Here is a 14,167-nt window from a genome sequence, read left to right as displayed (position 1 = left end):
AGCTCCGTTTCCGAGGGGACAGATATGGGACCTTTCGCCACAAACCCGTCCGCTTCCTGCGGCGCACAAGAGGCCCCTCGTCGGAGGAGCCTCTTGTAGCTGGTGCGCTAGCTGGCGGCGCCGCCTTCGTCGATCAGGAAAGCGATCTTCACCTGGACCTTGTAGTTGGTGATGTCGCCGTCGTCGCCGACCGACGCGGTGCTCGAGTAGACCTCTACGCCCTTGATGTTGCGGATCGTGCGCGAGGCGGTCTTCACCGCGTTGCGAACCGCGTCGCTGAAGGAATTCGGTGAGCTTCCGACCAGCTCGATGACCTTGACGGTGCCACCGGGCTCTTCGTGGTGCGACATGACTGCCCCCTTCGCTCGGTTCGACGGACCGGCACTGGCCTACCCGCCGCGAAGGGCGGAGGAAACCTCTAGCTGGGGGTGGTGACGGTGACGGGGTCGAGGTCCTGCGATGGGAGGTAGATGCTCGACCCTTCATAGATCGATCTCACGTCATACGTGCCTGGGGGACCCGTCAGCCTCACAGAGGTCGAAGCGGTTCCGTCGACCGCCGTTGTCGCTTCATAGGAGGTCCCGCGGAAGTCGAACCGGACGGCCTCCCCTCCGACAGGTGCACCCGCGGAATCCGTGAGTACGGCACTCAGCCTTGTGGTGGATCCCACCCGGCCGGACGTGGCACCGTTGTACGTGAGTGTGGTCGACGGATCGAGATCTGGCTCTTGGAAGTAGATAGGTGACGTCAGAGCGGCTACCGCCAGCCGCACGTCGCAGTACGAGACCTCGTTCTGGCCGAAGTACGTGGTGATCGTCTCCAGCGCGTCGCAGATGCTCTGCAACTGCTGTCGCGACTCCTGTGCGTCTTCGTAGAAGACCTCGGCACGGGCAAACGTTGCTCCGCGCGGCATCTCGAAAACATGCGAGAAATCGTCCGACGTCACGATGACCTCCCGCCGTCCCGCGTCGGTGACGAGCCGCAGAATTGCTCCTGCAGAGCGCGCCACGCGCACCTGCACGGGCGATTTCGGCGCGACGACGTCGCCCAGCATCGCTTCGAACGTCCCATCGCCGTTGCCGTCGGCGCGCACTTCGGCGAACGGGCCGCCGTACGCCGGGGGCTGGTGGGACATCGTGGTGCGCCCGGCCTTGATGCCATCTACCAAGCCCTGTGCGGTCGCGTCGTCTGCACATATCCAGGTGGTGGGCTGACCCACACCTTGAGCCGCGGTGGTTGAGCGCCAGTGGCTGTCGCTGCCGGCCGTCGCGGCGACGCGGTGCCCCGCCTCGAGGAACCTGTCGTAGAACTTCAGCGGGTACTCGTGATCGTTCGTCCCCGGCGCCGGTGGCTCGTAGGCCCACACGCCGATGTTCCAGATCTCTACGGCGTCTGGGACGAAAGCGTGACGGTATTTAGTGACCCATTCGTAATCGGACGGGTGATTGATCTGGAAGGCACCGCCCGCCGCGCGCAGCTCCGCGGCCACCCGTTCTACGTCGGCGAGCGTGTTGGAGCCGTTGTCGTAAAGCTTCGTGGCGCCGTGCATCTGAGCGTGGCCGCCCATCGAGTTCTCGTAGCTGGGGATGGGGATAACTCCATGCGAGCGGATCTGGTCGTAGTCGGCCTGAGCGCGGATGTCGTTGTGATCCGTGATCGCGACGTAATCGAGGCCGCGCGACGCGGCGAGCGCTCCCTCGTCACCCACTCCCCAGCCGAGGGTGTAGGCGTCCTCATGCCCTGTGTTGTCGTCTTCAGGTCCGCCGTATGAATCGTGCGAGTAGGTCGTGTGAACGTGCAGATCGCCTGCGAGCCAGTCGCACGGTTCGGCCGCGGTCGCGGTCCCGCCGCCACCCCAAGGCAGCGTCGCCGCCACCACCGCTGCCGCAGCGAGTGCGACGGTGAGAATGCGGTCTCTCATGGTTGCTTAGATCTGCCCCAGAAGCTGGATCGTGTATTCGAGAACCGCGTCGCCGAAGCAGTGGTCGATCGAGTAAGCGTCCTCGTATTCCGACAGTCCGAGGAGCGGCTGCCCAGGACCGACCGGCGACTGGTCCGGGACGTCTGCCGTGCCCACGAAACCCACTCCTTGCCGCCCGACGTGATCGGTCTCGAAGCTCTGGATGATGTAGCCGAGCCCGTCGTTGACGAGACCCAGCGCCATCGTCACACCACCGGGATTACGCTCCTCGATCGTGTTGGTGAGGTTCGAGAAGACCTCGCCGGGGCCCCCCGTGATCCAGAGCGGACCGATCTTTGCTGCGCTGACGGAGGTCCTGACGGAGATGTGAGACGCCGAGTGGCACTGCTTGTTCTCGTACTTGCTCTTGCCGACGCTGATCGCCGCGGGCGTCTTGTTGAACGTGCGGTCGAACACACCCGCGGCCCCCAGGTGACCGAGTGGGACGTTCGTGACGGGCTGGTCCCAGAACCTCCGCCCGATGGTGATGTTGGGGTTCTCAACGAGGCGACCGGTGCCCATCGCCGGGATCTGCTGTGCCAGGCCGGTTCCCATCTCGACCTTTCCGCCGCGGGGAGACATGTTGCCGAGCCCGGTCTGGACGAACATCCCCACGCCTCCAAAGGATTCTTCGACACGTTTCGCGAACACGCCGGGGAAGTCTGCGTCTCCGATACCGGCACCAGCGTCGGCGGTCACCGGGTGCGCCGCGTAGGCGCCGACGGTCGCGATCGCAGTGCCGGAGTCTGCCGGCTCACAGATGGGCTTGGCGGCCGGAGCGGCCGCCCCGCCGGGGTTGCTGCAGGTTTCGGTCGTAGGTTGATCTGAGGCCGCGACCAGACGGAACCACGACACTCCGTCATCTTCTGCGGACCGGTAGAAGTCGCGACGCTCTCCGTTGAACTGGCGCGCTATGACCTCGCCCGTCTCCAGCACGGCGGGTTGCATCGAAGCCAGGGCGGCTTGTACGGAGGTCTGCATCGCGTCCGTCGTCTGTTGCATGTACCAGCGGGGGACCCCGCCCCAGCCGCCGATGAAGTCGGGCGACGTGTGGCTGTGCGTCGAGGCGAACACGAAGCTTTCCGGTGCCAGTCCCGTTTGTTTCGACAATGACTGGGCGAGGTCGATGAAGCCACACCCTTTGCAGAGGTTGTCGTAGTGCGCTTCCCAATAGACCGCGTCGAGCAGAGTGAGAACCAGGGTTTCGCTGCCGTCACTCATCGCGATCGATCGCGAGTAGAGGCCGTACTCGTCATCCCACGCGACGATCGGGAACATCGGGCCGATCCCGTAACCGCCCATGTAGATGCAGTCGGTGTTCTCCGCCCATCTCACACGGAGATCGTCCGCGTCCTGGAGGCCTTCTTGGAAGCCTTGCTCGTCGGTGAGCGTCTTGCACTTCTTGGGGTCGGTCTCCCACCGGGCACCGGGGAACTGTTCTTGATACGCCTCAGGTGTCGGTCGCAACGAAACCTTCGCTGCTCCCGCGAGCAGCTGACCTGCCGCTAGGTCTTCTGCGGAGAAGCCCGCGGCCACTCTCCCGTCGCTGACGTGTGAGCGCTTCGGGTTGGTCGCTCCGGGCACCTGCTCGGTCGTTCCGAGCTCGCCGGTCAGGTCGTTGACAGGAACCAATCCGGCGCCTGCCCACGCCACGCCCACGGAGATGACGCCGACCAGGAACGAAGTCAAGATCTTCTTGACGGGACCTTTCAGCGCCCTCCGAGCCGCCGGCGCGCCGGGCGGGTTCTTCCAGTCGAATGTCATCGGGACTCCTCCGCGGGGACAAATGGGTTGAAATTCCCCTTTCGCCCCGCGTGCCGTGATTCCTCTAACTCCAGCTGCCAGGCTGTGGTCAGGTCCCATCTGGAACGCAAAAGGCCCCGCCTGCAGGCGAGGCCCTGAAGAAGCTTGATGATGTGAGAGTTAGCGGAAGAGGCCGTTCGTCGAGAGGATCAGGTCCGCTGCTGCGTCGTCCAGCGTGACCTCTTGCATCTGCATCTCCTCGAGGGCGTGCAGCCAGTCGCGGCCCTTGGCCGTCAGGTGGAGCCCGCCGGAGCCATCGCACAGGCCCGCCTGCACCAGCTCCTCGGTTGCTATCGCCAAACCATCCACCTCCTTCTCGCCGCCGGTGCCTTGGACTCCCAAAGGTAGCGATTGGTTACTTGACTGTCAGGTCTAAGAGCGTCCGGCGGCGCGTCCTGTGGTGAGGCCGCTCGGTGCCACACAGCCTTCGGTTCCCTTTGCGGGTAGTGCGAGCAGACTGCGAAAAGCAGTGGGTCGGTTGCCGGCGGGCGGGCCGAGCAACTTCAGCCCCAGAAGTGTGCTTTGCCTGTCTGAGCTTGTATTCGCATCCTTCTGTGTTGCCCGCGTTGGGTCGCGTGAGTCTCGATTGCCTGGATCGGGCCGGGTTGCCACAATCGCCCGTATGAGCAACCAAGGGAGCCGGCTCGGAGCCTTCGCCCCGCTCCTCGTCTTCGGCGTCCTGCTCACGTTCGTCATCGCTCTGGGAGCAGGGATCCTGCTGACGAGGCCGAGCGGCGAGGGGGCGGAGCCAGCGCGCCCCGCTGCGAGCCCCACTGCCTCCGCGACAGACCACCAACTAACAGACGCCGAAGCGATAGCCCGCTTCAAAGAACTAGACGCCCTCCGCGTGGAAGCAATTGAGGGGCGCGATAGAGACCTTGTATCCGCGGCGTTCGTTTCGAACAGCCCGGCGGAGAGGCGAGTACTGAAGACGATTCGGAAGCTTCGTCGCGACTCCGTGCGAATGAAGGCGACCCGGTACGACGTTCTTCGGGTAGACGTCCTTTCGAACGAACCGCGGGACATCAGGATTCGTCAGATCGTGGTCATTGAGACACGATTCTTTGACAAATCCGGCCGAGACGTGACCTCAACCGGCGCGGTTGAACGGCAGACACTCGAGTGGGTGATACAGCCGCAGGCGGGTCGTTGGCTGTTGTACGAGGGGACAATCACGGCTGCTAGGCGGCTGTCGGAATGAGGAGATGTTCCGGTCTGCTCGCGGCGCCCGTCCTGCTAATCGCTACAGGCGCGGTGGCGGATCCAGGTAAGGCGACCGCCGTGGTCACAACGTGGGGCGCCAAGAGCTTGCCCGGCGTTGGCACAACAGCCACGGGCTACCACCCGCCGACGACCTCAGGGGGCCCTTCAGGAAGATCAATGCCCGGTGAAGCGCCAGTTAGTTCGGGGCGGCCCCCTTATCGGTACCTTCCTCTTACTTGTGTCGCGCTTCCGGAAGGGAGCGGCGACGTCGTTGTCTCTCTCGATCAATCCGCATGTCGGATGCCGCCCGAAGCACCGGACCCGCGAGCCCCTGAAGACATGCCGTCGCCGTGGGAGCTTGCGTGGATCGCGGCCGATCGAGCTATGTCCATCGCGGAGTGGCCCGAGCTTCAGATCGCGCCTCGGCAAACCGGGCTCACCGGCCTCCGCTCGTTCTTCTGGCTCGAGGCTGAACCTAGACCCGTCTCCGCCAGCGCTTCCGTTCCCGGACTGGTCGTGACGGCGTATGCGGAACCGATCTCCTACACGTGGTCGTTCGGCGAGGGAGCGACGCGCACGACGAACCACACGGGCCGCCGGTGGACGCGGAGTCGCAACGGGAACATCGGCCACATGTACGAGCGGCGCGGCGTCTACCCGGTCTCGGTAGAGGTTCTATGGCGCGCGAGCTGGCGCATGGGCGGGGGAGGGTGGCAGCACCTCGGCTACTTCAGTAACGACGACTCGGTGAGTTACCACGTTCGCCAGATGGTGGCGATGCTGCGCCAACGCCGCTGACGAGTCTTCTTCGGGATGCGAGTGGCCTGAGCTGAGCGGCAACTACGTCTCTAAGAACACGTGAGCGACTGCAAGAGGTAAGCGTCACACCGCGATGTCACACCCCGTGGCTAGCCTTCCCGGATGACTCGGGTCCGCTACCTCTTGCTGTCGTGCCTCGTGGTGACGGCGTGTGCAGGCCACCAGGTCGATCTCATGACGCAGGCTCCCGCGACCCTCGCCGAGGAGCCGGGGGGGTATGAGGCCGCGAGCGTCGTGCGCGTGGTCGACGGCGACACGATCGAGGTCGAGATCACGGGTCGCAGTGACGGCCCCGGCGCCGGGCTAGCAGAGGTGGGCAGGGAATATCCGGTCCGCCTCATCGGGATCGACACACCTGAATCGGTGAAGCCCGGCACGCCCGTCGAGTGCTTCGGGCGCGAGGCCTCCAGCGCAGCCAAGGCTCTACTGGACGGGAAGACGGTGCGGCTCGTGAAAGACGTCGAAGAAACGGACCGCTACGACCGTCTACTGCGGTACGTCTATCTAGAGGCCGAGATGGCAAACGCGCGCCTGGTTGTCAACGGCTACGCGGCGGCTTACACCTACCCACCAAACATAAGGTGGTCGAGTCTCTTCGTGCAGCTGCAACGGGAGGCGCGGGAGAACGGCCGTGGCCTTTGGTCTGCAGCCAGCTGTGCGGAGGAGAATGGGGGTCCGTAACCCTTAGCGCGCTAGGTCCTCGCAGCAGTTGATGAGAGGTAGGCGAGCACCGCGAGGACGCGCCGGTGGCCTTCCGGAGCGGGATGCAATCCCAGCTTGTTGAAGATCCGTCCGATGTGTGTTTCGACGGTCTTGGGGCTCACATGCAGCCGGTCGGATAGCGCAGTGTTCGACCAACCCTGCGCCATCAGACCAAGGATCTCCTTCTCCCGCGGGGTCATTTCGGCGAAATGGCTCTTTGCCTGTTCCTGAGAGATCAACGCGTCGACCACTTCGGGATCGATGACGTTGCCGCCGACTCCAACGCGGCGGATGGCGTCCAGAAGCTCGTCGACCTTCCCCAGACGTTCCTTGAGCAGGTAACCCACACCCCCCCCGCTGTTCATTACCTTCATCGCATAGTCGGCTTCGACGTACTGAGACAACACGAGGACCCCGATCCTAGGGAAGCGGCTTTTGATGTCAGCCGCCGCCTCTAGACCTTCAGTCCGGAAGCCCGGCGGCATCTTTATGTCGGTCAGCACCGCATCTGGTTGATGTTCATCGACCGCTGCTCGAAGCGCGTGCGCGTCCGAGACCTGCGCAACAACGGTCATTCCGTTGTCCGCCACGATACGAGAGAGGCCTTCGCGAAGCAGCACTGAATCCTCTGCGATCACGAGACGCACGGGATCCTCGCAGTGATTCGGGTTCCTTCGCCCACTCGACTCTCCACCTCGAATTGGCCATCCAGGGCTTCTACGCGATCCCTCAGTCCACGCAATCCACCGCCGGAAGCCAGATCGGCACCTCCGACCCCGTCGTCTTCGATAACGACTCGGAGGAATCCGTCCTCAAAGGTGCCTGTTATCTGTGCTTTCGACGCGCCCGAGTATTTGATGACGTTCGTGATCGATTCGGCTATCACGAAGTAAGCGGTCGCTTCGGCCTTTTCTGGAAAGTCTCTTTCCGCGAGGCTCGACAGGGCAACCTGGAGGGGGATCGGCGTTCGTTGCGCGAGTGCCGCGACTGCCGCAGGCAAGCCTTGATCTGTCAAGACAGCGGGATACATCCCACGTGCCAACTCGCGCAGGTCAGTCAAAGCCTCCTTTAGTTCAACGCTCGCCTCCTTCAGCGAGCTAGCTGCTCCCTCCTTTCCTTCTTGAAGCTCGCTTTCCGCCATCTGAAGGGCGAGTGAGAGCGAAACGAGACGCTGTTGGGCCCCGTCGTGCAGGTTTCGCTCGATCCGCCGCCGTTCCGCATCTGCGGCTTCAACGATGCGAGCTCTGGACGCGTGGACTTCTGAAAGTTGCTCGAGTACCTCTGCTTGAAGACGTTCGTTTTCTACCGCGAGCCTGGCCGCGGCGGTCACGGCTGCGACAAGTCCTGGGTCGTCCAGCAATGCTGGGTCGTGAACTATGACCCCTATGGGTGCGCCGCCTCTTTCAAGCTTGGTAGCGATGCGATCGTCGTCGGCATCAGGTAAGACAAGGGCGTCCCCTTCAGGCGTGAGGTAATGCGCGGTCGCCGAATCCCAGATGCCCACCTCAAGTGAGGGGTCGCCCAAGGCGCGCTCCAGCGCTCTTTCCAATTGCCCCGCCGTCGGGAAGTCGCCAAGCTCGACCACGAGGTCACTAACTCGAGCGCGCCGTCCACGCAGGCGCGCGAAGCCCACCAGGAACATGAGCGGGAGAGCTACGAGCGAACTCGAGAAGATCACGAGAAGAACGTGATAGAGACGCACAGGCGGGTCGTAAAGGCCCACCTGCTGGAACTGGAGAAAGAGAAGGTACGTGAGATACGCCGATCCCCAAACGAGGGCCGGGATGAATATCGGATTGATCACTCGCTTCATCGGGGTGGTTGCGCGTACCCAGCGAGATATGAGTGTCGACATTATAAGGATGAGAACGACGAGACCGATCCGCCCGAAGATCTGGTCCTTCAAGTTGATCAACTCGAAGTCGTTTCGTACGAGAAGGAGGTTCAGTCCGCGTTGGCAATCGGAGCATCCGAATGCCCTGGGGTCGAAAAACGCGGCGAATAGGGCGTTGCCTGAGCTGGATATGACTTCGGCGCCTACCAAAGCCCGGCTCCACCGAGAGCGGAGCTTTCCGTCTGGGTAAGCCAGCAATAAGTAATAGAGCAGGGGCAGCAACAGGGTTTGGAAGGAGTATGAGAGCGTCCAAAGCAATGGGATCCTGGTGCCGATCAGGAGCGCCAACCAGAACGCCCAACCGCAGGCCACCATAACGATCCCAGTTCGTTTCTCGTGTCGTTTGACCCAAGCTGTCAGACCGGCCCCGATAAAGGCCCACCCAACCGCGACGTGCAGGAGTCGCCCCCAAAGCGGTCCGTCCGCCATCGGGTGGATGGGATCGAAGGCGTGGGGTAGCAGGAGGATGCCGCCGAGGACAGCAGCAGCCCCAATGAGTCCAACCAAAACGGAACTATTCATTCAGCGGAACAGCTCCGAGATCTTTGCGGCTGATAGCTCGGCCTTACTGATGAATCCGCGGGCGGGAGCCCGCTCGACCTCGTCACCGTAGTCAGCTGGCTCACGTGTCGATACAAGGATGACGATGGGACATCCGGGATAGGACGCTAATCGACGAGCGACCTCGAATCCATCCATGTCGGGTAACTGGATGTCCAGAAGAACGATGTCGGGGGCCAGACGAAGGCTCTCTTCGATGGCGGTCTGGCCGTCGGCGGCCTCGCCTGTGACGTTGAACCCTGCCTTTTCCAGAAGACGTCTAGCAGCTCCGCGGAAGGAAGGGTGATCGTCCACTATCAGAACAGTCGTGTTCACATTCCGATCATGAAGTAAGCCCTCGCTCGGGTGCTATAGGGGCATTCCCTGATTCTTGTTCGGCGCCGTTGATTTCAGGGAGCCCCCCGACGACTCCGTCTTGACGTTCGCCCAAAGTGACTCTAAGAGCAACTTCATTCAAAGCAAGGTGGAGGTGGCGAATGGACAAGCGGGGACACATAAACCTGCGTGGGTTGTGCGTCGTTACGGCCGGTGTGGTGACGCTTCTCTCATTAGCGCTTCCCGGCCTTGCGTCTTCTCCCGTCCGCACCTCGCTATCGCGCATATCCGGACCCAGCCCTCTCCCCGAAACCGCTGGGGATGTGGGCGGCTGCGCTTTTGACGTCAATGCGAACCTATGGGACCTCGCGAGAGACGTGGAGGCGGAGCCGACGCTGGCGGCAAGTCCCACGGACCCAGAGAATCTAGTGGCGGTATGGCTTCAGGATGGAGGTCTCGCCGTCATGACATCTGTGTCACACGATGCGGGCGATACCTGGACGACCGCACCTCTGCCCGGAATCACGTCTTGTACCGGAGGTCCGCATCAATACCGAACCGTTTACGACGTCCGGGTGTCCATCGGCCCAAGCAGCAGCGAGCATCCTGAGGGAATCGTTTATGTAGTTGCGACGCAACAGGGACAGCCGTTTCCCGACCCGCGCTCGGCGGATACGAGAGTAGTCGTGAGCCGTTCTGTCGACGGGGGACGCAATTTTTCAGATCCAGTCGTAGTGGCCGCTGGGGGTAACGACTTTCCCACGATCGCGGCCGATCCCCGTCGCCCGGGTGTGGCGCATCTCGTCTGGCAGAACGCCCCGCTCTTGACGGCCTTCTCTAGCACCGCCGACGGTGGTTTGACGTGGACGCCCGCCCGCGCCATTCGTTTACATCCGGATGAGATCGCTCTCAACCATGTCCAGGTATTGCCGAATAGTGATCTGCTCATCACCTATCAATCGTTCTCGACGCCTGGATTCATCGCTGGTGGGTTGCAAGGCGGGGAACTGGGTCTCTTCGCGATTCGTTCGGAGGATGGAGGCGAGTCCTGGTCCGATCCGGCGACGATAGGTCAACACATAGAAGGAATCCACGCTTCGGTTGTCGCGCCCGACGGCTCCGTTTACGTTGTCTGGGAGACGCCGGAGGTTGAAGGCCGACCCGGTTTGGTGATTAGTCGATCAAGTGACGGCGGGGCCACGTGGTTGCCGGCGCGACACATCGAAGCCGCCCATTTCTCGGCATTCCTGCCAGCGGTCACGGTGGCGCCCAATGGCACTGTCGGGGTCGTGTTCGATGATCTGCGCAACGATCAAGAGGGCGACGAAGGGAAGACAGCAGAGGTCCGGTTACTCCAGTCCACGGACGGAGGGGCGACATGGGAGGAACTAACCCTTGCATCGTCATTCTCCGTCGAAGACGGCGATTGGGTGACGTTTGCTGAAGGCACGCCCTTCGAGTCTCACAATCCATACCTAGGCGATCACCAGAGCGTGGTTGCCACGAAATGCGGGCTCACCGCCATCTTCGCGCTGGGCCGACCCTACGCAGTCGATGGCAGTGCGGACATGTTTGTGGGTACAGCAGCCGTGCCCTCGGAGATAAATGGTGAGGGGTGCCGGCATCGTCGCGCTGATTCCGATGAGCCTTCCGCACAACCTCGTGGCGGTTTCTAGGGCCTTACCCCTACGCGAAAACACGGGCGCGCCCCGACGACTCGGCGTCGGGAGATGCAGATGATCACCACGTAGAGGTTTGAAAGTCGGGGGAACGCGCAGCGCGTCCCGTAGGTAAAGGAGGAGATCAGATGTCCCAGGTTGAGACTCGTCTTGTTGCGGCACCCTTCGTGATCAAGAGAGGGACGACGCGGCGTGGTTGGCTCCGCACGGTTCGCGAGTGGTTGGCGGCGGAAATGCGCCGCTCACAAGACCGCTACGTGCTTGCGATGATTCCAACAGAGGTTGGACGCGAGACAGGCGCCCGCTGCTGATCAGAGTTGCCTCGCTTCTTGGTTGCGGCTCCTTGCAGATGACTACATTTAGCGATACCCGACCAACATCCGCCACTCGGAATTATTCCTGCAACTCCAACAAGAAGCGAGAGAGAGCCGCCGCGGGCTGTGGTCCCCCGACACCTGCGGCGGCGACTCTTAGCGCTCTCGCACGAGAAGTTGGAACAGGATCACGGGCGCCGGGCGGTGCTCCTCTTTATGGTGACTCCTTTGACGTCGCAACCCTGACCGACTGAGCGATGTCAGCCAAGAAACTCGTAGCCGTGCTCCTTGATGATCGCCTTGAGTCTCTCCATCTCCTCGGGACTCGGCTCCTCCTCGGCGGGGGGCGGAATCGTGCGGCTCGCGGCGGGCTCACTGGTCGCCCTTAGGACGTTCTCGAGACCTCCTGGCACCATGATGAACAGCATCCGGCAGCCCTGGTCACCCACGGTGTACCGATGCGGGATGTCGCGGGGGCCGAAGACGTAGTCGCCGGCGCTCGCCTCGATGGTCATGTCGCCGACCTCGAACGTGACGTCGCCGTCCAGGATCCAGAACCCCTCGTCGTCGCGGTAGTGGACGTGAAGCGGAGCCTCTATGCCGGGCGGTTCAGTCACCTCGATGATGGACATCAGTCCGCCGGTGTCGGCGGCCGTGGCCTTGATCTCTGCCAGCCCACCGAACCACCAACGCGCCTCCCCCTCGCCCTTTCGGACGATCGACGGCTGTAGGGCCGTTTCGCTTTGCTGCGTCATCTTTCCTCCTCCTTGTGAGCCGTCTCCTCATGTGCCAGAACCGCGATTGCGTAGCGCCAGTCGCCGTCGCTTCCGCGGTGGACAACATTGATCCCGCCGTTCGCAAGGACCACCGCCGTGTCACGCGCTTGCACGACCCTGACTGGCTCGGCGAGGTAGCTCAAACCGCTTTCCACGATCGCCCGTGCAAGACGGCAGATCGCGTCTGCGCCATGAGCCTCCCGAGGGGGACTGCCGGCAACCAAGACCGCGCCCTGCTCGAAGATGTCGCAAAGGGCCTGCGGATCACCCGTCAGGAAGGCGTCCTCCAGAAGGATCTCGAGCTCCTCGGGGGTTCGCGCTCCTGATCTCATTCCAGCAAGGTAGGAGGACACACGGTCGAGGTCGATACCAAGAAGTTGGTATTCCGTTGAGCGGCGGAGCGACCTAGCATGCTCGTGTGAGGACGGATGCCAAAGAACGAGCGACGGACCGGATCTCCGAGCTCGCGGGCCGAGGCCTGGACCTGAAGGCCTTCTGGGACGGTTCGGCGGAGGTTCTGTCCGGCGTCGTCCCGCATTTCGGTGCGCCATGCTGGTTCACGCTCGATCCTGCCTCACTGCTCGTGACCAGCCACTACGACCACGGGCAGATCCCCAGCCTTCCTCCTGAGTGGCTCGCTCACGAGTACTACGAGGACGACGTTCACAACATCGCCAGCGTCGCGCGTTCGGACCCGGGGATCTCGACGCTGCATGAAGCCGCCGGCGGAGACCCCAGTCAGACCCCCCGCTGGCAAACAAACATCCAGTACGGAGGTGACCAGGAGGTCCTTGTAGCTCTCCGCACGCGCACAGGTGAGGCCTGGGGCCTGATGGGTCTGTATCGAGAAACAGGAAAGCCGTGGTTCGACGCCGACGAGCTGGAGTTCCTGCGAGCGGTGGCGCCACACCTTGCCCAGGGCGCGAGACGCGGGCTGCTTGTTGGCGAGGCGTCAGACCCGGAAGGACCGGAGCCACCCGGGCTCGTCGTCCTGAACGACGATTGGAGCGTGGACTCACTCACACCGGGGGCGGAGACCTGGCTCAACGAGTTGCCCGACGGCGACTGGGAACGTCAGAAGCGTCTGCCTCCGGCAGTGCTTGCCGTGGCCGGTCGTGCACTTCGCACGGTCGAGGGGGACGACGCACCAGGCGAGGTCGCGGTTGCGCGAGTTCTGTCGAGCGAGGGACGCTGGCTGGTCCTCCACGGCGCCGCGCTCGTGACAAAGGCGACTCGCCGCGTCGCCGTGATCGTGGAGCCTGCGGATTCGATCCGGATCACGCCACTGCTCATGGCCGCGTACGGGCTCACCGACCGCGAGCAGGAGGTCACGCGTCTCGTCCTGTCGGGCGACTCGACGCGACAGATCGCCGAACGTCTGTTCCTTTCACCGCATACCGTCCAGGAGCATCTGAAAAACGTGTTCGAGAAGACGGGCGTCCGCAGTCGGCGCGAGCTCGTGGGCAAGGTGTTCTTTAATCACTACGAGCCGCGCCTGCGTGACAACGAGCGCCGCGCAGCCGAAGGTCGGCCGTTGCGGGGCGGCCCGATGCCGGCCCAAGCAAAGAGTTAGGTCGGCACTCCGGAGCTCACGACTACATTTAGCGAGACTTGACGAAACGTCCGCCACTCGGCCCTCTTCGTGCAACTGGAGCGAGAGGCTCGTGAGAACGATCGAGGACTGTGGGCGCCTGACACGTGCAGCGGTAACAGCTGACGCCGGGGCCGGGTTACTGAAGCCGTGGAAGAGGTGGGTCGAATTCGAGCCGCACGTACGGTTCCTCACCGCGAATCTCGTTCGTGGGCCAGGTGCCTCTTCCGAGATATCGGTTTCCGTCGAGTTTCAAGCGGACCTCGTATTCGAACGGCGCAGATCCGAGCTTTGTCGCTTCCTGACCCCAATCGTCGGGTCCGTCCCAGAAAAGTGACCCCTCCGGTCGACACCTCCCCCGTCTTAGCCGTGGTTCGAACGTGACTGAGCGGCCTTCACGTGATGTGACCGTGATCTGTGCGTCGACCGATCGCGGATCGCTTGCCAGGTTCGTGATCGACATCTCCACGCCGTAGCTGACTATTTCGTCGCTGTCGTCCGAGACGACTCCAAGGTAGGCCTGAGGTTCCGGTAGGGGCCCGTCGGTTGG

The 14,167-nt window shown here is 62.9% G+C and carries 14 protein-coding genes; 5 read left to right on the top strand and 9 right to left on the bottom strand.

Annotation, left to right across the window (positions count from 1 at the left end; all coding sequences use genetic code 11):
- Positions 1-107: 107 nt before the first annotated feature.
- The 4 genes from M3N53_01460 to M3N53_01445 form a co-directional block, all read right to left on the bottom strand.
- Positions 108-350 (bottom strand): dodecin family protein, encoded by a 243-nt coding sequence (locus M3N53_01460; GenBank protein ID MDP9067000.1) that lies wholly within the window; start codon positions 348-350, stop codon positions 108-110.
- Positions 351-418: 68 nt separating this feature from the next.
- Complete coding sequence (locus M3N53_01455) at positions 419-1,921, bottom strand: CehA/McbA family metallohydrolase (protein MDP9066999.1); 1,503 nt, start codon at positions 1,919-1,921, stop codon at positions 419-421.
- Between the two features lie 6 nt (positions 1,922-1,927).
- On the bottom strand, positions 1,928-3,724 hold the full coding sequence (locus M3N53_01450) for a hypothetical protein (protein MDP9066998.1): 1,797 nt from the start codon (positions 3,722-3,724) through the stop codon (positions 1,928-1,930).
- A 159-nt stretch (positions 3,725-3,883) separates the two neighbouring features.
- Positions 3,884-4,105 (bottom strand): hypothetical protein, encoded by a 222-nt coding sequence (locus M3N53_01445; GenBank protein MDP9066997.1) that lies wholly within the window; start codon positions 4,103-4,105, stop codon positions 3,884-3,886.
- 280 nt (positions 4,106-4,385) lie between these two features.
- Between M3N53_01445 and M3N53_01440 the strand changes: the two genes are divergently transcribed.
- The 3 genes from M3N53_01440 to M3N53_01430 all read left to right on the top strand — a co-directional run bounded on the left by M3N53_01440 (position 4,386) and on the right by M3N53_01430 (position 6,466).
- Positions 4,386-4,964, top strand: a complete 579-nt coding sequence (locus M3N53_01440) for a hypothetical protein (protein MDP9066996.1) — start codon at positions 4,386-4,388, stop codon at positions 4,962-4,964.
- A gap of 341 nt (positions 4,965-5,305) precedes the next feature.
- Positions 5,306-5,764, top strand: coding sequence for a PKD domain-containing protein (locus tag M3N53_01435; protein MDP9066995.1), 459 nt, complete (start codon positions 5,306-5,308; stop codon positions 5,762-5,764).
- Positions 5,765-5,887: 123 nt separating this feature from the next.
- Positions 5,888-6,466 carry a thermonuclease family protein gene (locus M3N53_01430; GenBank protein ID MDP9066994.1) on the top strand — a complete coding sequence of 193 codons (579 nt, stop codon included), beginning with the start codon at positions 5,888-5,890 and terminating at the stop codon, positions 6,464-6,466.
- An 11-nt stretch (positions 6,467-6,477) separates the two neighbouring features.
- Here the strand turns inward: M3N53_01430 and M3N53_01425 are convergent, their stop codons facing one another.
- From M3N53_01425 to M3N53_01415, 3 genes are all read right to left on the bottom strand, one after another.
- On the bottom strand, positions 6,478-7,134 hold the full coding sequence (locus tag M3N53_01425) for a response regulator transcription factor (GenBank protein ID MDP9066993.1): 657 nt from the start codon (positions 7,132-7,134) through the stop codon (positions 6,478-6,480).
- On the bottom strand, positions 7,122-8,693 hold the full coding sequence (locus M3N53_01420; GenBank protein MDP9066992.1) for a sensor histidine kinase: 1,572 nt from the start codon (positions 8,691-8,693) through the stop codon (positions 7,122-7,124). The genes M3N53_01425 and M3N53_01420 overlap by 13 nt, the downstream gene beginning before the upstream one ends.
- Positions 8,694-8,903: 210 nt before the next feature.
- The gene (locus M3N53_01415) at positions 8,904-9,257 is read right to left on the bottom strand and encodes a response regulator transcription factor (GenBank protein MDP9066991.1); all 354 of its coding nucleotides are present in this window, start codon (positions 9,255-9,257) and stop codon (positions 8,904-8,906) included.
- 791 nt (positions 9,258-10,048) lie between these two features.
- Between M3N53_01415 and M3N53_01410 the strand changes: the two genes are divergently transcribed.
- Entirely contained in the window at positions 10,049-10,933 is an 885-nt protein-coding gene (locus M3N53_01410) for a glycoside hydrolase (protein ID MDP9066990.1), read from the top strand.
- A gap of 577 nt (positions 10,934-11,510) precedes the next feature.
- On the opposite strand, the gene M3N53_01405 is transcribed toward M3N53_01410, so the two are convergent.
- Together M3N53_01405 and M3N53_01400 are read right to left on the bottom strand one after the other, a co-directional pair.
- Entirely contained in the window at positions 11,511-12,005 is a 495-nt protein-coding gene (locus M3N53_01405; GenBank protein ID MDP9066989.1) for a quercetin 2,3-dioxygenase, read from the bottom strand.
- A complete protein-coding gene (locus tag M3N53_01400; GenBank protein MDP9066988.1) occupies positions 12,002-12,358 on the bottom strand; it encodes a hypothetical protein in 357 nt (118 codons plus the stop codon). The genes M3N53_01405 and M3N53_01400 overlap by 4 nt, the downstream gene beginning before the upstream one ends.
- A gap of 86 nt (positions 12,359-12,444) precedes the next feature.
- Here M3N53_01400 and M3N53_01395 point away from each other — a divergent pair, with 86 nt between their 5' ends.
- Positions 12,445-13,599: a LuxR C-terminal-related transcriptional regulator gene (locus tag M3N53_01395; protein MDP9066987.1), complete on the top strand. Its 1,155-nt coding sequence runs from the start codon at positions 12,445-12,447 to the stop codon at positions 13,597-13,599.
- Positions 13,600-14,167: the final 568 nt, after the last annotated feature.

The sequence above is a fragment of the Actinomycetota bacterium genome (genome assembly GCA_030776625.1).
Classification (GTDB): domain Bacteria; phylum Actinomycetota; class CADDZG01; order CADDZG01; family WHSQ01; genus MB1-2.
The sequence above is the reverse complement of the archived record's forward strand: the minus strand, read 5'-3'. Positions and strand labels throughout refer to the sequence as shown.

What these genes read in the sequence shown, in the direction of transcription:
- M3N53_01455 (MDP9066999.1), bottom strand. Translation starts at nt 1,921, where the DNA reads ATGAGAGACCGCATTCTCACCGTCGCACTCGCTGCGGCAGCGGTGGTG.
- M3N53_01460 (MDP9067000.1), bottom strand. Translation starts at nt 350, where the DNA reads ATGTCGCACCACGAAGAGCCCGGTGGCACCGTCAAGGTCATCGAGCTG.
- M3N53_01430 (MDP9066994.1), top strand. Translation starts at nt 5,888, where the DNA reads ATGACTCGGGTCCGCTACCTCTTGCTGTCGTGCCTCGTGGTGACGGCG.
- M3N53_01405 (MDP9066989.1), bottom strand. Translation starts at nt 12,005, where the DNA reads ATGACGCAGCAAAGCGAAACGGCCCTACAGCCGTCGATCGTCCGAAAG.
- M3N53_01450 (MDP9066998.1), bottom strand. Translation starts at nt 3,724, where the DNA reads ATGACATTCGACTGGAAGAACCCGCCCGGCGCGCCGGCGGCTCGGAGG.
- M3N53_01435 (MDP9066995.1), top strand. Translation starts at nt 5,306, where the DNA reads ATGCCGTCGCCGTGGGAGCTTGCGTGGATCGCGGCCGATCGAGCTATG.
- M3N53_01440 (MDP9066996.1), top strand. Translation starts at nt 4,386, where the DNA reads ATGAGCAACCAAGGGAGCCGGCTCGGAGCCTTCGCCCCGCTCCTCGTC.
- M3N53_01400 (MDP9066988.1), bottom strand. Translation starts at nt 12,358, where the DNA reads ATGAGATCAGGAGCGCGAACCCCCGAGGAGCTCGAGATCCTTCTGGAG.